The organism is Mesorhizobium sp. LNHC252B00, from assembly GCF_000502955.1.
Classification (GTDB): domain Bacteria; phylum Pseudomonadota; class Alphaproteobacteria; order Rhizobiales; family Rhizobiaceae; genus Mesorhizobium.
Map to the genome: position 1 here is coordinate 76,790 of NZ_AYWO01000006.1, position 22,911 is coordinate 99,700.

Genomic DNA, 22,911 nt, shown 5'->3' on the forward strand with positions numbered 1-22,911 from the left:
GTCGTCGGGCTTGCTTGCGTCAAGTTTCACCGGCATCAGCGTGGGTGCCGCGAGATCAGTCCGCACATAGAGCGCCGGCGTCACCGTCGTGCCGTTGCCGGATATGCCGGTGCTGGCGTTCAACGCCGGCGCTGCCGGAGCCGCAGCCGGCGGCGGCTGAAGGGAACTCAGTTGCGTGTTCACCTGCGCCAGTTCCTGGCGGGCCTGCGCCGCCCAGTCGCGCTCACCCATCCGGTTGGCGAGCCTGATCTGCTCCCGGAGTTTCGCCGCCTGCGCCTCCAGCCGCGCTATCTGCTCGGCGTTTGCCGTGGCATTGACCTTTTGCGGCTGGACGGGCGGCTTGTTGAGCGTTACCAGGCGAACCATCTGGACGACCTCCGGAATCACTGTTGCCGGCAGCCTGGCCGCCGGCACGCCCGCCCGATCGCACCCTTTCGGATGTTATCGAGGGGGCTTCCAATAAATGCCGAAAGCGGCAAGCTGCTCTTCCGACTGTTTTACCCGTTCTGCGGCATCCGTTTCGGACCGCGCTGCCGTCAGTGCCGCCAGAAGTTCGACGGCGGCGAACGCCGGCGCCATGCTTCGGAAGAACGACTGCGAATTCGACGTGACGATGATTGTCTCCCGCGCGATCCGCGTCAGCGGAGACACGCTGCTGTCAGTGATTGCCACGACGCCGACGCCCTGCCGAGCCGCCTGGCGCGCCACGTCGATGGTCGTGCGTTCATAAGGCGCGATGCCCACAGCCAGCAGCACGTCGCCACGTCCCGCGTGCTGCAGGGCATTCAGGCCTTGTCCGGCCATCTCGCCGACAAGCGTCACCTTGCGGCCAGCGCCAGCCAGAAACGACATGACGTGAACGAAGTGGCTTGCGACCGGGTAGGCGGAGCGTGAGCCGAGACCGAAAAGATCGCGCGATTTGGCAAGCAGGTCGGCGGCGGCAATGAACTGCATGGCTTTGCCGTATTCACCAAGACTTGAAATCTGGGCCGCAAGCGTGTCGGCAACGACGCCGGCCGTCGAATATCCCGGATCGCCACGCTGTTCGATCCCCTGTCGCGCCGGCTCCCCGGCGATCGTCTCACGCAGAGCGCGCGCATAAAGGCTGCGCATATCCTCGTAGCCTTCAAGCCCAAGCCATCGCGCCAGCCGCATCATCGTGCTGTGCGAAACACCGGCCTGGTTCGCCTGCTCGCGCATCGACATCAGTGCGACATCCTTGGGATGATCCAGCACGAAACGCGCGGCGACCCGCAGTTGAGGCGGCATATTCTCAAACCGTTCGACCAACAACTCGGCCAAAGGACCTTTTTCCATCCTGAAATACCCCATTCACCCGCCTGGCAGATTACTCCTCACACGTTGGCAATGCAACACTTGGAACTTGAGTGGCTCATATATTCCAAATGGACTTTCAATTTCGACCATGCTGCCTTAGAGTGCGTTGGCAACCTGCCGGATCGCAGCGTGTGAATCCGGAGTTCGTAATGAATAGTCCCTCAAGGAGACAATGATGGCTGCTACCCCTCCCATTACCTCCGGCTCTACCGGGTCGCCGGAACAGAACCTGGACAAGATGATCAAGCAACAGGAGCGCATGTTTGGGCTGGAGATCACGAAAGAGATCGCGAAATCCCAACATGACATGCTGATGAGCACCGCGAAGACGCTCGGCCAGTCGGCTGAAAAGGCCTGAGCCAGCGGATTCTCGAACCCATACGCCGCCACAAGTAATCGGCGGCGTACTGCACGGCCTTTCAACGCCGTCGTCTGGCTGCATTTGAAATCGTCATCGGCGGGAGATGAAGTGGCATGACCGCTAGCCCTATCGGCAGATATCTGGATCCGGCGCCGGCGCGCCGGTTCCGCTCGATTATCGCTCCCTCCCCGGCAGCCGGACATTCCGTCGCGCTCAGCGTAACCCACGGATTTCACGCCGGCGCCGAAGTCAGTCTGGTCGAGCCAGTCTTTACGATCGGTTCCAGCACGGAGTCGGACATCGTCCTCAGGGATGCCGGCATCGCGCCGATCCATGCAAGGCTGCGGCGCCAGGGCAGCCAGTTTGAAATCGAAGCCGTTGGCGGCGATGTCGCACTGGCCACAGGCGAGACCATCCACGAGGGACATGGCAGCCGCTGCAGGCTGCCGTTCACCCTAAGCGTCGGTGACGCCGGCATCCAGTTGGTCAACTCCGAACGCCCATCGAATCGGTGGGCTGTTTCCAATCGCCCTCTCCTGGTTGCAGGCAGCGTTCTGCTTGCTGTATTCGCTGTTTCCGTCGCGGCGAACGGGTTCTCCTTCGCCAAGCCCGATATTGGCCAGAAGCTGGCCTCACAAGACGGCGAACCGGTCAGGATGGCCTTTGCGGGTGACGCAGGGCAAGAAGTCCTGGACGATTCATCGCCGGCGCAAATCCAAAGTGCCGCCGACGCGGAAAGCCAGCTCAAGCAGCATCTCGAGCAATCCGGCATAAGTACATTGACCGTTCAGCGATCATCGGGACGCCTCGTGGTCTCGGGGATGATCCCCAATGACAAAAGTGGTGTCTGGACGGAAACGCAATCCTGGTTCGACCAGGCGTTTGGCGCGCATATTGCGCTGGTCTCCAACGTCATGATCGGCAACGCGGAGCAGGCTCCGCGCCTGACGCTGCAGGCAATCTGGTATGGCGAGCGGCCATACGTCATTACCGCCGACGGCGCACGCTATCACGAAGGCGCATTCACGAATGACGGCTGGACCATAAAGCACATCGGCGAGACGGAACTTCTCCTGACCAAGGGCGGCGCCACGGTCGCGCTGAAATATCCGTGAACCGCCGGCTTGAAGGGCCGCGGTTCGACACGGCAAGGGTTGACACACCCGGCCGCGAGGTCCGGCAGGCCGAAAGCGTACGCGGTCAATCGATCCACCGGCGACGGATGAATGGCGCCGACAAAGCCACAAACCGTGCCCAGGGAACGAAGTCAGCCGCTGGCACGGAAATGTCAGAAACTGCGGAATTCCAGCGCTCTCAGGGTGCCGCCGGGGAATCGCTCGATGAGATACTCGTCAACTTCGTCATGCCCAATATTCCCGAGCCAGCCATCCTGCGGCGCTCCGTGCCAATTCTCCAGCATTTTGTAACGCACCTGGTCCCTGACCTTGAGGGCGGCGAGCAACTCAAGACACTCGCCAGAACGCTGATGGAGGATGAAATCGAGCGTCATCGCGATCTGCTTGGTCGCATGCAGGAAGGAATCGAAATCTGACCGACCCGCATGACACCGTGCACCTGCTGCATGTCCTGGGCTATCTCTATGGGTGTCACGGGCAGGCAAAGCGGGGCGCGGCGTACCTGCTTATCGCTGCACAGCTCTCGCCGGGAAATGCCGGCGTGCTGCGGACATTGGCGCACCTGCTCATACTCGATGGCGAGGCGGAAAAGGCGCTTGCCACGATCGCCAGGCTGGAGACCTTGGACGGAATGGACCACCCGGCGCTTGCATTGCTGAAGAGCCGCGCCTTGCTCGTGGCCGGGCGCAAGACCGAGGCGCGCAGTGCCTTGCTGAGCTTCCTGTCGCACCGAGGTGTTGAATGACCATATCGGAGCGACTTCTGCGATTCCTGGCCAGGCTTTCACGCCGCAGCGACCTGGTCATTGCCGTCCTGCTGCTCGTCGCAGTGGTGATGATGCTTATCCCGTTGCCGACATTCCTCGTCGACATTCTCATCACCGCCAATATCGCCATCAGCGTGCTTATCTTGCTGGCTTCGTTTTACGTTTCTCATCCGCTCCAGTTCTCGTCGCTGCCGTCGGTCATCCTCATCGCCACCTTGTTCCGGCTGGCCATCACGATCACGACCACGCGACTGATCCTGCTCCAGGCCGACGCCGGGGATATCATTACCGCTTTCGGTACCTTCGTCGTCGGCGGCAGTATTGCGGTGGGCTTGGTCATCTTTCTGATCATCACCGTCGCGCAGTTCATCGTGGTTGCACGGGGTGCCGAACGCGTCGCCGAGGTGGCCGCGCGCTTCACGCTCGATGCGCTGCCGGGCAAGCAGATGAGTATCGATGCCGAGTTGCGCAACGGCGACATTGACCAAGCGGAGGCACGCCGTCTGCGCCAGCAGTTGGAGCGCGAGAGCCAGCTGTTCGGCGCGATGGACGGCGCCATGAAATTCGTCAAGGGCGACGTCATCGCCGGGATCGTGATCATTCTGGTCAACCTTGTCGGTGGGTTCGCCGTCGGAACGCTGCAGCACGATATGTCCCTGGGGGACGCGGCTGCCACCTACTCGCTGCTCACCGTGGGTGACGGGCTGGTGGCGCAGATACCGGCACTGCTCGTAGCCGTGGCCGCCGGTACGATGGTGACGCGCGTCGGCAGCGCCGACGGAACTGGCGATCTTGGCCAGCAAATAACCAGCCAGCTCCTGCGGGATTCCCGAGCGCTCGCGCTGGCCGCGGTGATCATGGTCGGCCTTGCCATGGTGCCGGGCTTCCCCTTTATCGTGTTCCTGATGCTTGGTGCCTGCTTCGGAGCGGGCGCCTATGCAGTCAATCGGCGCACCGCCCAGGAATCCGAGCCCAAGGACATCGGCCAGCTGCCCGAACGGTCGGGGAATTCCGCCTCGCTTTCAGCAATCCCCACCGGAATACTGCCTCCTTCCTATCGCGTCGTGGTACGCCTCGGAACAGAACTCGGACGCTCGATTCCCGAGCCCGAATTCGCCGCGCTCGCCGACGGCGTGCGCCGCGAACTCTTCGGCGATCTCGGTATCGACGTTCCGGCTATCGGCACGCAGGTCGACGAGATGCTTTCACCACGAAGCATCCGCATCGATCTGGAAGGAGCACCCATCCTGGATGCCGAAATTCCAGCCGACCGCGTTCTTGTCGAAGCGGACGCAACGCATCTCGATCTGCTCGAAGTGACCTACGAAAAAGGTCCTTCGGTTGCCGGTCAGCGCAAATTCGTGTGGGTCGATGACAGCGACATATCGGTGCTGAAGGAAGCCGGCTTCGCCTTCTCCACACCGGCCGAAACAGCGGCAAGATGGACCGGAAATTCGCTTCGGCTTTATGCCGGCCATTTCGTCGGGATTCAGGAAACACGCAGGCTTCTGTCGGACATGGAGCCGGATTATGCAGACCTGGTCAGGCAGGCACAGGAGATCGTGCCACTGCAGAAGATCGCGGAAGTGCTTCGCCGGCTCGTCGGTGAAAACGTGCCGATCCGCAATCTGCGCCTGATCCTCGAAGCCCTGATCGAATGGGGCCAGCGCGAGCAGGACGTCGTCCTGCTGACGGAATATGTTCGCACATCCCTGAAACGCCAGATCAGCTTCCGCTCCGCCGGCCGCACCAACATTATCGCCGCCTATGTTCTGCAGCGGTCGGCCGAGGATATCCTGCGAAACGCAGTGCAAAGCACTTCGACCGGGACATTCCTGAATCTTTCCGACGATGATGCGCAGGCCCTGGTCACCGAAATCGAGCGGGCGCTGGCGCAGAACTCCACCGATGTCTCGCCGGTGGTCCTCGCCGCGATGGATGTGCGGCGTCATATGCGTAGCCTGCTCATGCACAATGCCATCGAGCTTCCGGTTCTGTCCTTCCAGGAACTCGCGCAAGAATTCAACGTCCAGCCGCTGGCCACGATCTCGGGCCGCTCGGGCAAAGCCGGCGCGCGCAGCGTCTCCCAGTCGTTGCCATCGGCTCAGCCGAAGGCCGGGCAAGAGGCAACCTCATGACGCCAGCCGGACGGACGGGGACATTTGGGGAATCAGGAGAGGAACGGCATGACAATCCACGATAGCGCAGCAAGCGTTCGATCAGCCGCTGTCGCCAGGCGGACAGATTTGCGCCGGCTCGCTATCGCGACGGTTGGCTTCCTGCTGGCAGTCTTGTTCACATTTGCCGACGCGTCGGCGCAGAAGGTTTCGCCCTTGTCGAGCAAGCCAGCGCTCGACCTGCCGGTCGGGCAAGGACGCTTGCTGCGGATCTACGAACCGGTCGAATCCGTCCTCATCGCCGACACCACGATTGCAGACCTTCAAGTCGTGTCGCCGAGCATGGTCTATGTGTACGGCCTCAAACCCGGCCTGACCAACCTCATCGCGATCGCCACCGATGAGTAGATCGAGGCAACGGCCCAATTCCGCGTCACGCCCGATGTCACGCCCGCCAATGAAGCGAAGCATGCAATGCAGCCGAACTCAGCGACAAATCTCCATATTTTCGGAACCCGCATTGTTGCGATGGGCGAGGCACGCGGCGTCGACGAGGCAAGGGATCTCGACAATGTCGCCCGGACATTCTCGCCGGCGCCAGCGCGATGACGACGGGCAAGAATACGGCATGCAACCGCATATCCACCTCTCCGTATTCAAGCCCGCCCACCTTACACAGGCCAGCGCGGCCCACTGGAACCACGACGGTGCGATAAGATTGCAACATGGCCGAAGAAGCTGAGGAAAAGAAATTACCAGCGTCCGACAAGAAGCTTCGTGACGCCCGCCGCAAAGGCCAGGTTTCGCAAAGCCGCGACCTGGTCTCCGGCTTCACGCTTTTCGCAGCGCTCGCGTATCTTTATTTTTCCTGGCCGATGCTCTTCAGCCGCCTTTCGGAACTCGTGCAGACCGTGACGGTGCCCGGCGGCTCGTTCGGGGAGGTCAGTTTGCGGGCCATCCGCCATTCGTTTTCGTTGCTGATGCTTGCGACATTGCCGCTGGTCGGGATCGTTGTCGTTTTCACCATGGCCTTCGGCATGCTGGGGACATTCGGGCCGGTCTTCTCGTTTGAGCAGCTCAAGCCGCAGTTCGATCACATAAACCCGGCGAAGGGCCTTCAGAAAGTCCTGTCGCTCCGCAACGTCGTCGAGTTCATCAAGGGCCTGATTAAGCTGGTGTTGCTGGCAAGCCTGTTCGTATTCGTCTTGGCCGAATGGCTGCAGCCGCTCTTCGATGCGCCAGGCTGCGGTCAGTCATGTCTGGAGCCGATTATCAAGGCGGTGCTGACGCCCCTTGGAGTTGCCGCTGCCCTGGCCTTTGTCGTTATCGGCTTGATCGATGTTCCCATTCAGCGCTGGCTGTTCCTTCGCGACATGCGCATGACGACAACTGAATACAAGCGCGAGCACAAGGATCTCGAAGGAGATCCATTGATCCGCCATGAACAGCAGCGACAGCGGCGCGAAACGGTGATGCAACTTGCGAAGCTGGGCGTGAAAAATGCCGTCATCGTTTTCGCGTCCGCCGACCGCGCCGTGGCGTTGCGCTACGTTAAGGGCGAAACGCCTGTGCCGACGGTCGTCGGCAAGGGTCAGGGCCGCGCCGCCCACGAGATAATGGCTCAAGCGCGCCAGGCAGGTATCCCCATAGTTGAGGATGCGGCAGCCGCCGAAACACTCTTCGAGCAGGCGAACACCGGATCTTATATCGGCCAGCAGATGTTTTCGCCGGTCGTTCGCCATCTCGTCCGGCACGGGCTCACCTGAGGCAGGATCGCCGCAGAAGTGCCCGGCAAGCATTCCCACTCAATTGTTTAAACAGCATGCACCAACTGAAATTGCTGACAAATTTATTCTGACGGTGAGAAGATTCCGACGCTGGGCCCGTCAAAAAGTTACAGTATTGAATTTAAAAAGAAAATCGCCGTGAAAATTTTTATGAGGTTTCGCCAACTATCGGGACCAGTCGGACGATTTATGCCCTTCTCGTCCTCTGGCGACGCGCCCGAATCTGCCCCTAGTCTAAAACCAGCGTCATCAAACCATATCGCGCTTAGAAAACCAATGCCATCGGGGTCTCGGCAGGTCTCGGCACTGGCTGCATTGATGTTGCGCAAATGTTTATCTGTCGACCCAGGGACCGCCTGCCGCCCAACGCGCATTGAAAGGCGCAGCCTCCGTCGTTGCGATCGTGGGCGGCATGACAAGCTCGGCGATGCGCGCCTGGATTTTCGAAGTGGTTCTTGTGCGAGGGCGACCTCGGTCCGTCTCAGAAACGCCGCCCACTGGACTTGCTTTGCCTCGGCGAAGCCCGTCGTCAGCGCCAATAGAGTCTCGGTGGGAAGCGGCGTTTCACGGCGCTCGAAGGTCGTCTGGAACGCCCGCGCCAGAACCTCTCCTTCAAAGGCGAAGGCGCCCGCCCGGATGAAGTTCCACGGCACTGATCGGCGGCGCGACGACAAGCTCGGCCTCAAGCCAAGCAATCTCGGCGTCGAGCGGAGCCTTGCGCTCGACCACGCGATCGGCCGAGATCACGCCTTTGATCCGAGGTCGATCATCCGCTCCAATTCACCGCGCCGCTTGGCAAGCTCGCTCTCGATCCGGCCGCGATTGTTCGCCGGGTCAGAGTGGCAAGATCGATCTCTCTGTCAAAGCGCAGGTTCCGCCCACAGCATAGTTGCAACTCAACCAGCGACCCTGACAATCTGTCAGTGCCGTTGCCCATACGGGGTTCGCTCTGCGCCACGGGCATGTCCACGGGAAGGAACATGGGACCCGCCGACGGCAACAAGAGCCCCTTCCTCCTCAGCTCTCGCCGCCAGATGTAAATCTGCTGCCGCGTCACATTATGCCGCTCGGCAACCTCAGTCACGGTCGCCCCCTCAATTCCAACCGACATGACGATGTCGAGCTTCTTCTTATCACCCCAGCGACGCCGCCGTTCAGCACCAAGAATCTCGACACGCATCGCAAACCTCGCACAAGACACGCCGCAAACGACGCCATCACGACGATGTCAGGCAGGCGGTGACAATCGGGCGGTTACGGGAAAACTGCGGCTCCGCCGACAGCTTGAAGTGCGTCGCCGTCTCGCGCGTCATCCAACCGGTATGCAGGCAAAGGAGCCGTCAGGCTGCGCAATGTGTGGATCGGCGTACAAAATTCCTTTTGCGCGAAAAACCAGGGTCCGATTCGGTGGTAATTGACACACCGACGAAGAGATTGCCGACGGTTATATCCTTGCTTGCTGTTCGAACCCGGTCGGCCATGTGAAAGTCGACGTATAGCAACCATTCCGCGATCTTTGATCAAGGTGCCTCTTCAGGCGCGGCGGCGCCTTGACGGTCCGCGGTCAACCCAAGTCGATAGGCGAAGCTATTGATGAAACGCGCTTCACCGACAGGGCAACCTTGATGGGCTGCTTCCTCGAGCCGCGGCCGGGTTTCGGCCAAGCTCAGTGATGAGTTTGATCCACCAACAGCGCCCAGAAAGCGAATAGCGGCGCATCCAGCGATCTCATGGCGTGTTTGATGCCCGGCGGATTGTAGAATGAACCTGCGGTGCCCGGCGAAAACCAATCCTTGTCGGCTTGCTTGAACTCGCCATGCGAAAGCACGAGGTAGGTCTCTTCCGGCGGATGATCGTGGTCGGGATAGCGGACGCGAGGCGCCATCAACGTGACGCCGAGCCACAGATCGTTTCTGTCCTCAATGCCGCCTGGGCCAAGTATCATCGCGTTGGCATGACCGTCGCGGAAATTGCTGCTTGCAGACGGGTCGGGGTTCGATTTCAGACGCCATTCGAGCAACGGCTCGATCGCCTTGAAGCGTTCGACCAGATTGCGAAGTGTGGACGGAACCGTCTCTTCTGCCAACGCCGGGCCGAGATAGGAACAGACTGGCAAACGGCTCCCAGCCGTGGTCCTTTCAGGCCCGGGAACCTCCGCTTGGGCGAAGAGCTGGATGATCGATCGGCGCGACCGCAGGTCGTGGGAGAACCGGTCGAATGCCACGAATGCGGTGTCTACAAAATATTGCAGCGCGTCACTTCTGACCATGACCGAACCCTTGTTATGAAGAGCGAACGTCGTCGTCCGCCGCCCGGCAATCAGATATCTTTCGCCAAGCGAAGTGCGTCGTAGATCGCAGCGTGGGTGTTGCGAGCTGAAACGGCATCTCCGATGCGGAAGAGCTGGAATAGGCCTTGCGGATTCCGCACCACCGACTGCGCTTGTCCGGCAATGAGCTCATCATGCGAAATCTCGCCGTGATTGGTCGATTTCGGTTTCAGTTCGAAATAGATGTCGTCCAGCGGAAGGGTGCCGTGATTGACGACAACCTGGTCCACGACGCGCTGCTTGGATATACCGCCGTAGTCGCTGCCGACGTTTGCAATGAGCTGGTTGCCGTTCTTTTCAACAGACTCGAGTCGATAGGTAACGGTGAAGGTCACATCGAGTTTTTGAAGAGATCTCATGTAGGGCACGAGGTTCATAGCCATGACCTCGGGTGAGAAGGACCGGTCCGGTGTCATGATCTCAACCTTGGCTCCCGCGCCAGCGAGGAATTCCGCGGCCTGGAGTGCCGCGTGGTCACCCGCGTCGTCGAAGATGAGGACATTGCTTCCCGGCTTCACGTCTCCTGAAATGATGTCCCATGACGACACCACGAACTCGTTGCCCTTGGAAAGGACGTCGGTATGCGCCACCCCGCCCGTCGCAACGATGACGACGTCGGGATTTTCCGCCTCGATGGTTTCGGCCTCCGCCCAGCTATTGAACTTGATGGTCACTCCATGCTTTTCGCACTGGGCCATGCGCCAGTCGATGATGCTCATCATCTCCTTGCGGCGCGGGCTCAGCGCTGTCAGGCGGATCTGCCCGCCAGGGTCGCTGGCGGCCTCGAAGACCACGACCTCGTGTCCGCGCTCACCCGCCACGCGGGCGGCCTCGAGGCCAGCCGGACCTGCGCCGACCACGACAATCTTCCTGCGGGTTTCTGCCTTGGGGACGATGTGCGGCATGGTCAGTTCGCGGCCGGTCGCGGCGTTGTGAATGCAGTATGCCGCCCCGCCCTGATAGATACGGTCAAGGCAGTAGTTGGCACCGACGCAGGGCCTGATTTCGTCTTCGCGCTTTTCGATGATCTTCCGCACGATGTGTGGGTCCGTCATGTGGGCACGCGTCATGCCGATCATGTCAACTTTGCCCGATGCAATCGCGTGGCGCGCAGTCGCCACATCCGGTATTTTCGCTGCATGGAAGGTTGGGAAGTTGGTCGCGGCACGAATCTCGCCGGCAAAATCAAGATGCGGCGCATTCGCCATTCCCTGAATCGGAATGACGTCGGTCAGGCCCGCATCGGTGTCGATGTGGCCGCGGATCACGTTGAGGTAGTCGATAAGTCCGCTTTCCTTGAGGCGCTTGGAGATTTCAATGCCCTCCGACTTGCCAGTGCCGCCGGGAAGACATTCATCCGCGGTATAGCGAACGCCCAGGATGAAGTCCTCGCCGACCCGTGACCGGATCGCCTTCAAGACATCCATGCAGAAGCGCATGCGGTTATCAAGCGCACCGCCATAAGGACCGTCAAGTTCGTTCGTGAGCGGAGACGTGAACTGGTCGAGCAAGTGGCCGTAGGCCTCGAGCTCGACCCCATCCATCCCGCCTGCTTTCATTCGCTCCGCTGCGTCCGCGAAGTCCTTGATGATGCGTTCGATATCCCAGTCTTCAATTTTCTTGGGAAATGAGCGGTGTGAGGCTTCTCGATGATGGGACGGCGCCACAACCGGAAGCCAATCGCCTTTGTCCCAGCGTGTACGCCGTCCAAGATGGGTTAGCTGGATCATGATGGCGGCACCCTCTTCGTGCACCGCATCAGTCATCTGCCTGATCCACGGCACGATCTCGTCCTTGTAGGCGAGCAGGTTATTGAAGACCGGGGGGCTGTCCTTCGAAACCGCCGCGGACCCGGCTGTCATCGTCATCGCCACACCGCCCTTAGCCCTTTCCACCGTGTAGGCAAGATAGCGCTGCTTCGGCATGCCGTCCTCCGGATAAGCCGGCTCGTGGGACGTCACGATGATGCGATTGCGCAGGGTCAAATGCTTGAGTTTGTACGGCTGCAGAAGGGGATCGTTCGACATCTGGCGGACTCCGGGATGGGACAGTATATGCGAACGCTATTCGAAAATGTACATATATGTCAAGTTTCAAAGCCGAGGCGTCGACTAAATAGACATCGATGTACATTTTGCTGGTTTTCACTTTGACAGTTTGTTAGGTTCGTCGCTCATGGAGCAAATTTCGAACGACAGCGGATGGCGCGGATCGCCGGAGGGGTGGCTTGAAGCCGCCTACGACTTGCTTCTGGAATCCGGCGTCGACTCTGTGAGAATTTCGCCATTGGCCAAGAAGTTGGGCTTGTCGCGCACCAGCTTCTATTGGTTCTTCAAGGATAGAGAAGAACTGTTGGCTTCCCTCGTGACCCGCTGGCGGGACAAGAACACTGGCAACCTCGTAAAGCAGGCTGAGGCCTATGCCGAGACGGTCGCCGAAGCGATGCTAAACGTTTTCGACTGCTGGCTCGACAAGTCCTTGTTCGATTCACAGTTCGAGTTCGCAGTCAGAAGCTGGGCGCTTCAATCTCCTGACATTCTGGCAGAGGTGCATAAAGCCGACCAGGCGCGTCTCAATGCAATGAGCCAAATGTTCGTCCGCTTCGGTTACGAGGAAAGCTCAGCCGATGTTCGAGCGCGCACAATCTACCTTGTGCAGATTGGCTACATCTCAATGCAGACCAAGGAAGATCTCGCGAACCGCATGAACCGCATTCCCGGGTACGTAGAGATCTTTACAGGTGAGGCCCCGCAGAAGCGCGAGCTAGACCGGTTCTTCGCCAGACATGGCTATTCGGGGGAGTGAGGCAGGTTTGACAATGGGCGAACCCTTGAGCATCGGAATAATCGGCGGAGGTGGCTGGCTTGGACGCGCCTTCGCCGAGGCCATCATCGATGCGCAAATAGTGTTCCCCGAGCAACTCACTCTCTCTCATAGAAGCGGGCAACCCGGCTTTCAGCCAAGCGCAACATGGACCAGGGACAATCAGGAGCTGGCGGATCGATCTGATGTCATCATCGTATCGGTCCGCCCCCAGGATTGGCCTGCTATCGAGATTTCTGCGTATGGCAAGCTCGTCATGTCGGTCATGGCCGGAATCCCTCTCGACCAATTGGCTAAACGTCTCAAGACCGACCGTGTCGTCCGCACGCTTCCGAATGCAGCGGCAGAGGTGCGGTATTCCTATAGTCCCTGGATAGGCTCCCAGGAGGTCACCGCGGATGACCGCAATGTCGTTCGCCGTATTCTGGAGGCCTGTGGTGCTGCCGATGAGGTCAAAAGCGAAGCAGATATCGACTATATGACGGGCCTTACAGGCTCCGGCCCAGCCTTTCCGGCGCTTTTGGCGGCAGCGATGATCGACGATGCGGTCAGCCGAGGGATGAACCCAGATATTGCCCGGCGGGGCGTCAGCGCGGTGCTGATTGGAACCGGCAAACTCCTCGCGGCTCGCGCAGAAAACCCCAAAGATATCGTCCAGACTTTCGTCAACTACCGCGGCACTACCGCGGCAGCGATCGAGGCCATGCGCGCAGCCGGATTTGAAGCAGCCGTGCGAGGCGGCCTTGCTGCAGCGCTTCAGAAATCTGTGGCTATGGGACAAGCCACCTGACAGCCGCACGAGCCGTGCCTCCCTCCGACCGCTGGTGAGATACTATGTCAAAACTCTTTCCGCATCTGTTCTCGCCGGTAAAGCTGGGCAGCCGCACGCTGCGAAACCGGATCGTGTTCGGGGCTCATACGGCCAACATGGCCGAAAATGGCGTGCCGACCGAACGACACGTTGCCTACTATGCTGAACGAGCTATCGGCGGGGCCGGCATGATTGTTGTCGAGCCCATGCCCGTCCATCAGGCCGCCGTACTGACACGCGGCAATTTTCGACCTGGCGATGATAGCGTCATTCCTCATTTCCAGCAGGTCACGCGCGCGATCAAGGACCACGGGGCGATCGCCATTCAGCAGCTCTATCATGTCGGTGCGCATGGCGATTCGGACAACTCGTTTCATGCACATTGGTCGCCCTCGGGCCTTCCAAGCTACCATGACAGCGACGGTTCCCACGCTATGTCCGAGGATGAGATTTGGGAGACCATCGACGGCTTTGTCCAGGCCGCGCGCCGCTGCCGGGAGGCCGGCTTCGATGGCGTCGAAGTCTGGGCCTCCTATCTTGGACTGGTCGATCAGTTCTGGACACCCTGGACAAACCAACGCCAGGACCAGTGGGGAGGCTCGCTCGAAAACCGCACGCGGATCTCCCGCGAGATCCTGACCCGCATCCGCGAAACATGCGGCCGAGATTTTATCGTTGGGCTCTCGGTCAGCGATGAGCCAGACTACACTGTCGCGCTCAGTCGCCAGGAGCTGGCGGAGATCGTTCGGCTGCATGATAAGCAGGAGCTGATCGACTACGTGACCTGCGGAACCGGCAGCTACCTCGATTTCTACAAGATAATGCCGACCTTTCTCTACCCGGAGAAGCTTGGCGCCGATCTTGCGGCGACCCTCAAGGGCGTGGTCAAGACGGCCCTCGTGGTGGCCGAGAGCCATATCAGGACGCCTGAAAACGCCGAAACCGTGCTCGGCGAGAAAGCTGCCGATCTGGTTTCGATCGTGCGGGGCCAGATCGCCGACCCGCACCTGGCACGCAAGGCTGCGGCGGACCGGCCGGAAGACGTGCGCGGATGCATATCCTGCAACCAGATGTGCTGGGGCCGCCGTTCGCGCGACTACTGGATCAGCTGCCTTATCAATCCCTCGGCGGGGCGCGAGTTTGAGTGGGGTGGTGACCGGTTCACGGCAGCCGCCATCAAGAAACGGGTGCTTGTCGTCGGCGGCGGTCCCGCCGGCCTCGAGGCGGCTCGCGTTGCCGCCGAGCGGGGTCACGACGTGGTTCTGACCGAAGCCTCCAGCAGATTGGGCGGGAACTTTCTGCTTGCCGGGCTGCAGCCGCGCCGCGGCCAAATCCTCGACCTTCTTGGGTGGTATGAGCGCCAGCTCGGCCAACTGAACGTCGACGTACGACTGAACACCTATGTCGAAGCTTCGGAAATCGCCTCATTCAAAGCTGATATCGTCATCCTTGCTACGGGGTCCGTGTCTCCTGAAACCGGGTTTCAGAAAGCTCTGCCGGCAATGCCGAGCCTGCCCGGCATCGAAAAAGGCAATGTCTTCTCCATCGAGTCCGTTATGGCCCGCGTTGCGCGGCCGGGTAAGCGCGTGCTTTTGCTCGATGAGGGCGGCGGTTGGCGAGGCGGTGGCACAGCCTGGAAACTTGCCGAGGATGGCCACCAAGTCACCATTCTCACGCCCGATCCGCTGGTCGGCAAGGAACTGCAGCGCACCGCTGCCGATTTCCCGCTGCGGCGGACATTGCGTCAGCTTGGCGCTACATGGCTGGTGGATGTCAGCGTGCTGGCGTGGCACGGGGATGGCGCAACCATCGTTGATCACAACACCGGTGAAGAAAGCTTCGTGCCCGGCGATTGCCTTGTCCTCGCAACCACCAATGTGGCAGCGAATTGGCTGGCAAAAGAGTTGGAAAACACATCCCAGCCTTTCATGGAGGTCGGCGATGGCGTCGCCCCGCGCCAGGCGCCCTATGCCTTCCACGAAGGACGGAAGATTGCCTTGGGGCTATGAAGCGCGAACGTTGTGCTTGCGCTTCATGTAATCCTTGGCGGTCTCGACCGCCACCGCCGCGTCGCGGCAGTAGGCATCGGCGCCNGAAGCGCGAACGTTGTGCTTGCGCTTCATGTAATCCTTGGCGGTCTCGACCGCCACCGCCGCGTCGCGGCAGTAGGCATCGGCGCCGACGGCCTTGCCGAATTCCTCGTTCAGCGGGGCGCCACCGACCAGCACGACATAGTCGTCGCGGATGCCCTTTTCCTTCATCGTGTCGATGACGACCTTCATGTAGGGCATGGTCGTGGTCAGCAGTGCCGACATGCCGATGATGTCTGGCTGATGCTTCTCGATCGCATCGAGATATTTCTCGACCGCATTGTTGATGCCGAGGTCGATGACGTCGAAGCCGGCGCCCTCCATCATCATGCCGACAAGGTTCTTGCCAATGTCNATTGTTGATGCCGAGGTCGATGACGTCGAAGCCGGCGCCCTCCATCATCATGCCGACAAGGTTCTTGCCAATGTCGTGGATGTCGCCCTTGACGGTGCCGATCACCATCTTGCCCTGCTTCGGCGCGCCGGTGGCGGCGAGCAGCGGACGCAGGATGAACATCCCGGCCTTCATGGCGTTGGCCGACAGCAGCACTTCGGGAACGAACAGGATGCCGTCGCGAAAATCCTCGCCGACGATGCGCATGCCTTCGACCAGCGCTTCGGTGAGCACCTTGTAGGGCGCCCAGCCGCGCTCGAGCAGGATGTTGGTGCCTTCCTCAATCTCTTCCTTCAGCCCGTCATAGAGATCGTCGTGCATCTGCTGCACCAACTCGTCGTCGGAAAGTTCGGAAAGGATGATCTCGTCGTCGGACATTTTGCCTACGCCAATTGCTTGTCAGTGATTTACGGGCTGCCGGCACCTTTGTCATAGGTGCCGGCAGCATTTGCTTGCAAGTCGCGGGAGTTAAATCAGGCGTCCAGCCAGACGTTCTGGAAGTCCATTTCGTAGGTCTGGTGCATTCCGTAGTTCTTCACCTTCTTGCTCATGTGGCAGTAGAGCTTCTGCCAGAACGGCTGGATGATGACGCCGGAATCCTGCAAGATCTGCTCGACGTCCTTCATCACTTCCTTGCGCTTGGCAGGATCGGCCAGCGAGAGCGCCTGCTTCAGCTTGGCGTCGAAATCCGGGTTGGCATAGGCCGTTTCGTTCCATGCTTCGCCGGTGCGATAGCCGAGCGCCAGCACCTGGACGCCCAGCGGCCGCATGTACCAGATGGTCATCGAGTACGGATATTTCGTCCAGTCATTCCAGAAGGTCGAGCCCGGCAGCACCGTACGCTTGACCTTAATGCCGGCATCGCGCAATTGGCCGGCGATCGCATCGCCGGTGTTCTTCTGCCATTCGTCCTCGACGGTGATCAGTTCGTGCTCGAAGTCGGCCTGCCCCGCATCCGCCATCAGCTTCTTGGCGGCGGCGGCATCGCGTGTCTTCTTGGGCAGCGGATAGTATTCGGGATGGATCGGGGCGACGTGGTGGTTCTCGCCGACCGTGCCGAGCCCGGCGTAGCCGAGCTGCATGACGGCATTGTTGTCGACGGCCATCTGCAGCGCATTGCGCACCCGCTGGTCGTCATAGGGCTTGTGGGTGATGTTGGTGCGGGCAACGAGCGTGGTCGCTGTCGCGACCTCCGACTTTACCAGATCCATCTTGTCGAGGGCGTCGATGAAGTCGGCCGGCGTTTCGAAATCGAGGTCGATCTCGCCGGACTCGAAGGCATTTAGCGTGGCGTTGAAGTCGGTGCCGTAGTCGATGAACTCGACCCCGTCGAGCGGCGTTTCGCCACCCCACCACTTGCTGTTCTCGCGACGCTTGACGACCGCCTTCGTACCCACCGCATAAGACACCAGTTCGAAAGGTCCGGTGCCGATTGGCTTCTTGATCGGGTCGGCGCCATCCTTGTCGAAGTCGCGATGCACGACCAGCGCCGGATAGTCGGTGAAGCCCGGTATGATCGCGATGTCAGGTTCGGTCAGCTTCAGCTTGACCGTGAGGTCATCGACCTTGGTGATGGCGCCATCCTTGGCCTTGCCGGTCTTTGTGTCGATCAGCGCGCCGACGCGTGCCGCCATGGAATTGCCGGACGCACCCTTCTCGCACCAGCGGTTCAGATTGGCGACCACGTCATCGGCGTTGAAGGCATCGCCATTGTTCCAGGTGACGCCTTTGCGCAGATGCAGTGTGTATTCGGTGGCGTCGTCATTGACGTCCCAGCTTTCGAGCAGGACCGGCTCGAAGGTGAACTCGTGCGTGTAGCGGACGAGCGGCTCCAGCCAGCTGCGGGTGACGTTTGCCATCTCGGTCCAGTCATAGGTGCGCGGATCCTTCTGCGCCTTGACCGACATCGCGACACGCAGCGTTCCGCCCTTTTTCGGTTCATCAGCCAGGGCTTTGGTCGGCTCGGCAAGGCCGATCATGCTGTAGGCGAAAGCCGTCGACGCGCCGAAGGCGCTGGCCAGCGCCAGGAATTCGCGCCGGTCCATATGGCCTGCACGCGTCTCTTTCGCCATTGCCTCGATAGCGCCCGGGACGCGGTCGCCATTGCTTCTGAAGAGTGTCATTTTTTCCTCCCTTTTGTTCCCGTTACGTCTTTAACTGACGCTGTCCGGCAGCCGCTCCTCGCGCCGCGCGATGAAATCCGTCAGGCCGTCGGCGATGCCCTCGTCAAGCTTCGGTTCCTCATAGTCGGCGAGCATGTTGCGCGCCTTCTCGCGACCGCGCGTGTCGTGGTCCTTCGCCCCTTCAGCCTTCCATTGTTCGTACGAATTGAAGTCCATGATGCTGGGTATGAAGAAGGCCGACTCGAAATGTTCGAGCGTGTGTTTGGTGCCGAGGAAATGGCCCTGCGGGCCCACCTCGCGGACTGCCGCCATCGCCTCCTTGAAATCGTCGAACGGCAGCCCGCCGGCATATTTGTACCAGCCGACAAGCTGTTCGCAGTCCGTCGCGAATTTCGAATAGCCGCAGCTCAGACCGGCCTCGAGCCATCCGGCGGAATGCCAGATGTAGTTGGCGCCGGAGAGGATGGCGGCATGCATCAGCATGTTCGCCTCGTAGCCCGCCTGGGCGTCGTTCAGCTTCGAGCCGACATGGAAGCCTGAGGTGCGCCACGGCAGTTTGTATTTCCGCGCCAGCGCACCCATCAGATACATCATCTGCGCGGCCTCCGGGGTGCCGCCCATCGGAGCGCCGGTCTTCATGTCGACGGTGACCATGAACTGGCCGTAGATCTGCGGCGACCCTGGTCGCAACAGCTGGGTGAAGGCGACACCCGCCAGCGCTTCCGCGTTGACTTGCGCGACCGCCCCCACGGCGGAGGCCGAGGTCGAGGCGCCGCACAGCGCGAAGGGCGCCAGGATCACCGGCTGGTTGCTGCGCGCATAGACCTTCATCGCGTCCAGCATGGTGGCGTCCCAGACCAGCGGCGAATTGCAGTTGGTAATCGACACCAGGACCGGATTGTCGCGGACGAAATCCTCGCCGAACACGATGCCGGCCATCGCCATCGTGTCTTCAGCGCGTTCCTTCGACGTAACGATGCCCATGAAAGGCTTGTCGGAATGCTTCAGCGCCGAATGGATGATGTGGAGGTGACGCTTCGGCACCGCAATTTCCATCGGCTCGCAGATGACCGAGCTCGACGAGTGCAGTGCCGGCGCCATGTAGGCGAGCTTGTGGAAATTGTTGAGGTCGGCGAGCGAGCCGTAACGCCTGTTGTTGTCGAGGTCGCGCACGTAGGGCGCGCCGTACATCGGCACGAAGATGGAGTTGTTGCCGCCTACCCGCACCGTACGCTGCGGATTCCTCGCATTGAGCGTAAACTCTGACGGGACTTTCGATACCAGTTCCATCAGCAGCGCACGGTCGATACGGACGCGCGTCTCGGAAACATCGGCTCCGGCGGCCTTCCACAGGGCAATCGCCTCGTCGTCGCGGAATTCGCAACCAACCTCTTCGAGGATCGAGAGCGACTCCTGATGGATCAACTCCACCGCCTCATCCGGGACCATTTCATACACAGGGATCTTGCGGACCAGGGTCGGAAAAGAGGCCATGGGAATTCCGCGCAGCGTCTTGCGCCCCACGCGGCCACCCGCTCGACGGTTGGCAGGTTCGGTTATTTCAGCGGCCGGTGCGTTCATGGAAACTCCATCCTCCCAGATTCAGTTATCTTAACGAGACGAAATTCGGCTGTGACGCTGGAAAATTCTAATCAATGCGATAAGCTCTGATTATGGGTAGCTTGCGACATCTCTTGCCCTCCGCGAATGGGCTAATCGCTTTTGAGGCAGCTGGCCGTCTGCTCAATTTCACAGCAGCCGGCAAGGAACTTGGCATGTCCCAGGCAGCGGTTTCACTCTCGATCATACGCCTCGAGGAGCAGTTCGGTACGAAGCTTTTTGTCCGCCGGCATCGAAAAGTCGAACTTACCGAACCGGGGGCCCGCTTCTTTGCCGACGTGACACTTGGGCTTTCTCATATTCAGAAGTCTGCGGAACGCCTCAAGGCATCTGCCGGTGGCAACCACGTCACGCTGTCGGCATCGACCGCGTTCGCTACGTTATGGATCGTTCCTAGACTGCAGCGTTTTCGGGAAGAGTTGCCGGGAATAGAGTTGCGCATCCAAACCAGCGATCGCGATCTCGATCTTGCCGCTGAAGGCATACCCCTCGGCATCAGGGGCGGTGACGCTGATGACATGCCGGATTACGGGCTGCTACCGATGGCGCCAGAGGAAATATATCCTCTGTGCAGCCCCTTGTATCTCGATCGCCACGGAACGCCGCAAACGATCGAGGACTTATGCAAGCATCGACTGATCCACCTGGATGAGCCGCATCGGCCGGCGGTAACTTGGCCAGACTGGCTGGCCGCGGCCGGGGTTGACGGCGCCCTCGCCCCCCAGGGCCTTCGCATCAACGACTATGTCTCGGTGATTCAGTCGGTCCTGGAAGGTCAGGGCATTGCCCTCGGCTGGGCACATCTAACCGACCGACTGGTAAGCAATGGGAGCCTGGTTCGGGTAACCAACCATGTTCATCGTACCGGAAAATCATTCAACGTCGCCTGGTCCAAGTCTCAGGAAGTTACCGGGCATGTGGCAGTTGTCAGAGATTGGCTAGCGAAGCAGAGTTCGTTTTAAGTCGCCCCGAAGTTATGCAAAATCGAGTGCTAGTGGTGCGCTGCTGCATCTGACGACATTTCGCCGGTGAATTCGTTCGCGGTGGTCTTCTTGAAGGTGCCGATGGTAGCCATTGTAAGTCTCCGTTTTCTGTTGCCGAGCCCGCACCATGCGGCCTCGATAGCGATCAATTGGCCGGAGGCGACCGACGACGCATCGCTTGCGACCAAAGCAAAGCGGAGGACGGCGCAGGAACGACTTTCTTGTCTCGCGAAGAATGGCGGCGCCCGGGGTCCCCATTCGGCTTGCCGCACGGGGTGGGGGCCGGCAGGGAAGTCGAGACGCGCCGTTGCGGCCTAGGCGGTCGAGGCTTCAGTCGTCCTTCGCCCAGATCATATCAGCCCATTGAAGAGGCCGTTTGGAGCGCTCTTGGGACGGATTGGCAACGGAGACGTTGCGGCCAAACTCGCCGCCAGCAGATCGCTACGAGTCCGCAACATTCGGCCCTACTTCATTCACTACCGGGCTGAAGACGTGCTGTCCTGCACGATCACCACGGCGTCGGGCAAGCCGCAATGTATCGACGCTCGCATTTGGGAGAACACCAAGCGCGTCGTCGGCTTTGCGGAGGTCACGGTCAAGCGGGTTCGCCATTGGCGTTCCGACGGATGGGATTTGTGGGAACTGGCGACCGACGACAAGGGCAATGAAGGCAAGTGGGGCATCATCCAATCCGGCCCGAACACTCTCGGCGAAGTCTCGATCGTCCATCTACTTCACTGGCCGCCGCACCACGAAGACCGGGTTCGCGGTCAAGCCGCCCTTCCTCGATCTCGCATGGAAGAACGTCGAGCATTGGCAGTCGGGTTCTGATCAGCGCAACATTCTGAAATATGCCCGCTTCCCGATGCTGGCAGGCTCCGGCGTGAAGATGCCGGCGAAGAAACCTGGCCGGGATCAAGAGCCGATCGCCACACTCGGCCCCAACTCGCTGCTGATCACGGAAGACCCACAAGGCAAGTGGTATTTCGTCGAGGCGGAGGGCAAGGCGATCGAGGCCGGTCAGAAAGACCTCGATCGGCTTGTGGCCGAAATGGACGAACTGTCGATGAAGCCGCACCAAAAGGGTTCCGGCGTCATCACGGCGACCTCTGTCAAGGCCGGGGAGAACCGCGAGAACTCGGCGATCAAGAACATGACGCTCAACCTGAAGGATGCGCTGGAGAGGGCTTTCGTGTTCGCGGAGCGCTATCGCGGTGCGGCCGACACGGTTCGGGCGCCCTCGGTCAATGTCGCGACGGAGTATGACGACGAGACGGGCAAAGACAGCCAGTCGGTCGATAGCCTCTTGAAGGTCCGCGTCGCTGGCGAGATCACCCGCGAAACGTTCTGGAGCGAAGTGCAGCGCCGTGGCGAGCTTTCGTCTTCGTTCGATGCCGTTAAGGAAGCCGATGCGCTCGCGTCTGAAGCAACCGGGATGGGCGCAGAGGAAGACGCCACGGACAACGTCGACCCGAACGCCATCAACGACTACGTCGATGACCCTTCAGCGGCCGTGGCATAGGAGGCACATCATGCAGCTAAAGCCTTGGTCGCTCCGTGGATTGATCGGCTCTTGTGGGCGGCCGGCGGCTTCGTCGTCGGCGTCGCCTTCACCCCCTTTGTCGCTTGGAAGGTGTTCCTATGAACGGCCGCAGCACCTTCCACGCCTACCGCGCAACCGCAGCAAATCGGGCCTTGTCAGTACCGGCAAACCCGAACGCGTTCCAGCACCCGGTGGTGATGGTGCCAGTGCCTCACCCACTTCACGTGACAGCGGTTATAGTGACGATGCCGGTAATAGTAGCGATGCGGGTAGCGCGCCACGTAGCCGGGATAATAATCGCGATAATAGCGGGGGCCGTAATAGCGGCCGCCATAGTCGTAAAACGGGCCGCCGCCGTAGAAGGGGCCACCACCGAACGGGCCGAGGCCGCCGAACGGACCAAAAAAGCCGATGCCAGGACCGAAGAATTGTGCATCCGCAGGCACGACCGTGGCAGCGGCGGAGGCGATGGCAATCACCGAAGCAAGTAACAGTTTTCTCATAGCAACCTCCCAGAAGGCCGATCACCCGATAAACGCCAGCAGGAACCGTATGTTCCCGATCGCTAATATTCTCGCGCGCCGTCTGCAAGCAACCTTCGCGCCAGGACCTTCGCCGAGGCGGAGGCTGTCAAGCTGATCGTCATCACGCCGGCTCCGGACGGCATCACCGGCTAGTCGCGGTACTGCA

General features: G+C 60.4%; 21 protein-coding genes and 2 pseudogenes. 13 read left to right on the top strand and 10 right to left on the bottom strand.

All coding sequences use genetic code 11. From position 1 onward, the window contains the following. Window positions 1–441 precede the first annotated feature (441 nt). Entirely contained in the window at window positions 442–1,269 is an 828-nt protein-coding gene (locus X744_RS159190; protein ID WP_245266549.1) for a MurR/RpiR family transcriptional regulator, read from the bottom strand. Between the two features lie 244 nt (window positions 1,270–1,513). Between X744_RS159190 and X744_RS159185 the strand changes: the two genes are divergently transcribed. From X744_RS159185 to X744_RS159160, 7 genes are all read left to right on the top strand, one after another. Continuing rightward, on the top strand, window positions 1,514–1,696 hold the full coding sequence (locus X744_RS159185; RefSeq protein WP_031260038.1) for a hypothetical protein: 183 nt from the start codon (window positions 1,514–1,516) through the stop codon (window positions 1,694–1,696). Between the two features lie 116 nt (window positions 1,697–1,812). Continuing rightward, complete coding sequence (locus X744_RS159180) at window positions 1,813–2,814, top strand: EscD/YscD/HrpQ family type III secretion system periplasmic domain-containing protein (protein WP_023758746.1); 1,002 nt, start codon at window positions 1,813–1,815, stop codon at window positions 2,812–2,814. Beyond that, a complete protein-coding gene (locus X744_RS0136590; RefSeq protein ID WP_031260040.1) occupies window positions 2,811–3,251 on the top strand; it encodes a hypothetical protein in 441 nt (146 codons plus the stop codon). The genes X744_RS159180 and X744_RS0136590 overlap by 4 nt, the downstream gene beginning before the upstream one ends. Before the next feature lie 17 nt (window positions 3,252–3,268). Next, window positions 3,269–3,580, top strand: a complete 312-nt coding sequence (locus X744_RS159175) for a hypothetical protein (protein WP_023758748.1) — start codon at window positions 3,269–3,271, stop codon at window positions 3,578–3,580. After that, window positions 3,577–5,739: a type III secretion system export apparatus subunit SctV gene (sctV, locus tag X744_RS159170; RefSeq protein ID WP_023758749.1), complete on the top strand. Its 2,163-nt coding sequence runs from the start codon at window positions 3,577–3,579 to the stop codon at window positions 5,737–5,739. Before X744_RS159175 ends, sctV begins: the two co-directional genes overlap by 4 nt. Before the next feature lie 48 nt (window positions 5,740–5,787). Further along, window positions 5,788–6,126, top strand: coding sequence for a pilus assembly protein N-terminal domain-containing protein (locus X744_RS159165; RefSeq protein ID WP_084025354.1), 339 nt, complete (start codon window positions 5,788–5,790; stop codon window positions 6,124–6,126). 317 nt (window positions 6,127–6,443) lie between these two features. Continuing rightward, a complete protein-coding gene (locus X744_RS159160; protein WP_023758751.1) occupies window positions 6,444–7,484 on the top strand; it encodes an EscU/YscU/HrcU family type III secretion system export apparatus switch protein in 1,041 nt (346 codons plus the stop codon). A gap of 633 nt (window positions 7,485–8,117) precedes the next feature. Here the strand turns inward: X744_RS159160 and X744_RS1000000175980 are convergent. The 4 genes from X744_RS1000000175980 to X744_RS159145 form a co-directional block, all read right to left on the bottom strand. Next, entirely contained in the window at window positions 8,118–8,252 is a 135-nt protein-coding gene (locus X744_RS1000000175980) for a hypothetical protein (RefSeq protein ID WP_023758752.1), read from the bottom strand. Window positions 8,253–8,271: 19 nt separating this feature from the next. Next, window positions 8,272–8,685, bottom strand: coding sequence for a transposase (locus X744_RS159155; RefSeq protein ID WP_023758753.1), 414 nt, complete (start codon window positions 8,683–8,685; stop codon window positions 8,272–8,274). Between the two features lie 486 nt (window positions 8,686–9,171). Beyond that, on the bottom strand, window positions 9,172–9,774 hold the full coding sequence (locus X744_RS159150) for a dimethylsulfoniopropionate lyase (protein ID WP_023758755.1): 603 nt from the start codon (window positions 9,772–9,774) through the stop codon (window positions 9,172–9,174). 50 nt (window positions 9,775–9,824) lie between these two features. Then, window positions 9,825–11,861: an NADH:flavin oxidoreductase gene (locus X744_RS159145; protein ID WP_023758756.1), complete on the bottom strand. Its 2,037-nt coding sequence runs from the start codon at window positions 11,859–11,861 to the stop codon at window positions 9,825–9,827. A 148-nt stretch (window positions 11,862–12,009) separates the two neighbouring features. Here X744_RS159145 and X744_RS159140 point away from each other — a divergent pair, with 148 nt between their 5' ends. From X744_RS159140 to X744_RS159130, 3 genes are read left to right on the top strand one after another with little or no spacing between them, the layout of a single operon-like run. Further along, entirely contained in the window at window positions 12,010–12,639 is a 630-nt protein-coding gene (locus X744_RS159140; protein WP_023758757.1) for a TetR/AcrR family transcriptional regulator, read from the top strand. A 13-nt stretch (window positions 12,640–12,652) separates the two neighbouring features. After that, window positions 12,653–13,447, top strand: coding sequence for a pyrroline-5-carboxylate reductase dimerization domain-containing protein (locus X744_RS159135; protein WP_023758758.1), 795 nt, complete (start codon window positions 12,653–12,655; stop codon window positions 13,445–13,447). A 44-nt stretch (window positions 13,448–13,491) separates the two neighbouring features. Continuing rightward, window positions 13,492–15,477 (top strand): FAD-dependent oxidoreductase, encoded by a 1,986-nt coding sequence (locus X744_RS159130; protein ID WP_023758759.1) that lies wholly within the window; start codon window positions 13,492–13,494, stop codon window positions 15,475–15,477. Window positions 15,478–15,562: 85 nt separating this feature from the next. Here the strand turns inward: X744_RS159130 and X744_RS1000000173580 are convergent. From X744_RS1000000173580 to X744_RS159120, 4 genes and pseudogenes are all read right to left on the bottom strand, one after another. Beyond that, window positions 15,563–15,912: pseudogene (locus X744_RS1000000173580) on the bottom strand (cobalamin-dependent protein); the annotation flags it as partial. Window position 15,913: 1 nt separating this feature from the next. Then, window positions 15,914–16,330 (bottom strand): annotated as a pseudogene (locus tag X744_RS1000000173585) (B12-binding domain-containing protein); the annotation flags it as partial. 95 nt (window positions 16,331–16,425) lie between these two features. Then, a complete protein-coding gene (locus X744_RS159125) occupies window positions 16,426–18,075 on the bottom strand; it encodes an ABC transporter substrate-binding protein (protein ID WP_031260045.1) in 1,650 nt (549 codons plus the stop codon). Between the two features lie 30 nt (window positions 18,076–18,105). Then, window positions 18,106–19,656 carry a trimethylamine methyltransferase family protein gene (locus X744_RS159120; protein WP_031260047.1) on the bottom strand — a complete coding sequence of 517 codons (1,551 nt, stop codon included), beginning with the start codon at window positions 19,654–19,656 and terminating at the stop codon, window positions 18,106–18,108. A gap of 92 nt (window positions 19,657–19,748) precedes the next feature. On the opposite strand from X744_RS159120, the gene X744_RS159115 reads away from it, so the two are divergent. From X744_RS159115 to X744_RS0136610, 3 genes are all read left to right on the top strand, one after another. Continuing rightward, complete coding sequence (locus X744_RS159115) at window positions 19,749–20,657, top strand: LysR substrate-binding domain-containing protein (protein ID WP_023758764.1); 909 nt, start codon at window positions 19,749–19,751, stop codon at window positions 20,655–20,657. A gap of 408 nt (window positions 20,658–21,065) precedes the next feature. Beyond that, window positions 21,066–21,509 carry a hypothetical protein gene (locus tag X744_RS1000000175050; RefSeq protein WP_245266583.1) on the top strand — a complete coding sequence of 148 codons (444 nt, stop codon included), beginning with the start codon at window positions 21,066–21,068 and terminating at the stop codon, window positions 21,507–21,509. Continuing rightward, entirely contained in the window at window positions 21,406–22,200 is a 795-nt protein-coding gene (locus X744_RS0136610) for a DUF4055 domain-containing protein (protein WP_245266579.1), read from the top strand. The genes X744_RS1000000175050 and X744_RS0136610 overlap by 104 nt, the downstream gene beginning before the upstream one ends. A 176-nt stretch (window positions 22,201–22,376) precedes the next feature. Here X744_RS0136610 and X744_RS159110 read toward each other — a convergent pair whose 3' ends face one another. Next, entirely contained in the window at window positions 22,377–22,724 is a 348-nt protein-coding gene (locus X744_RS159110; RefSeq protein WP_023758767.1) for a hypothetical protein, read from the bottom strand. Between the last annotated feature and the right edge of the window lie 187 nt (window positions 22,725–22,911).

What these genes read in the sequence shown, in the direction of transcription:
- X744_RS159190 (WP_245266549.1), bottom strand. Translation starts at nt 1,269, where the DNA reads ATGCCGCCTCAACTGCGGGTCGCCGCGCGTTTCGTGCTGGATCATCCC.
- X744_RS159185 (WP_031260038.1), top strand. Translation starts at nt 1,514, where the DNA reads ATGGCTGCTACCCCTCCCATTACCTCCGGCTCTACCGGGTCGCCGGAA.
- X744_RS159180 (WP_023758746.1), top strand. Translation starts at nt 1,813, where the DNA reads ATGACCGCTAGCCCTATCGGCAGATATCTGGATCCGGCGCCGGCGCGC.
- sctV (WP_023758749.1), top strand. Translation starts at nt 3,577, where the DNA reads ATGACCATATCGGAGCGACTTCTGCGATTCCTGGCCAGGCTTTCACGC.
- X744_RS159165 (WP_084025354.1), top strand. Translation starts at nt 5,788, where the DNA reads ATGACAATCCACGATAGCGCAGCAAGCGTTCGATCAGCCGCTGTCGCC.
- X744_RS159160 (WP_023758751.1), top strand. Translation starts at nt 6,444, where the DNA reads ATGGCCGAAGAAGCTGAGGAAAAGAAATTACCAGCGTCCGACAAGAAG.
- X744_RS159155 (WP_023758753.1), bottom strand. Translation starts at nt 8,685, where the DNA reads ATGCGTGTCGAGATTCTTGGTGCTGAACGGCGGCGTCGCTGGGGTGAT.
- X744_RS159150 (WP_023758755.1), bottom strand. Translation starts at nt 9,774, where the DNA reads ATGGTCAGAAGTGACGCGCTGCAATATTTTGTAGACACCGCATTCGTG.
- X744_RS159145 (WP_023758756.1), bottom strand. Translation starts at nt 11,861, where the DNA reads ATGTCGAACGATCCCCTTCTGCAGCCGTACAAACTCAAGCATTTGACC.
- X744_RS159140 (WP_023758757.1), top strand. Translation starts at nt 12,010, where the DNA reads ATGGAGCAAATTTCGAACGACAGCGGATGGCGCGGATCGCCGGAGGGG.
- X744_RS159135 (WP_023758758.1), top strand. Translation starts at nt 12,653, where the DNA reads ATGGGCGAACCCTTGAGCATCGGAATAATCGGCGGAGGTGGCTGGCTT.
- X744_RS159130 (WP_023758759.1), top strand. Translation starts at nt 13,492, where the DNA reads ATGTCAAAACTCTTTCCGCATCTGTTCTCGCCGGTAAAGCTGGGCAGC.
- X744_RS159125 (WP_031260045.1), bottom strand. Translation starts at nt 18,075, where the DNA reads ATGACACTCTTCAGAAGCAATGGCGACCGCGTCCCGGGCGCTATCGAG.
- X744_RS159120 (WP_031260047.1), bottom strand. Translation starts at nt 19,656, where the DNA reads ATGAACGCACCGGCCGCTGAAATAACCGAACCTGCCAACCGTCGAGCG.
- X744_RS159115 (WP_023758764.1), top strand. Translation starts at nt 19,749, where the DNA reads ATGGGTAGCTTGCGACATCTCTTGCCCTCCGCGAATGGGCTAATCGCT.
- X744_RS159110 (WP_023758767.1), bottom strand. Translation starts at nt 22,724, where the DNA reads ATGAGAAAACTGTTACTTGCTTCGGTGATTGCCATCGCCTCCGCCGCT.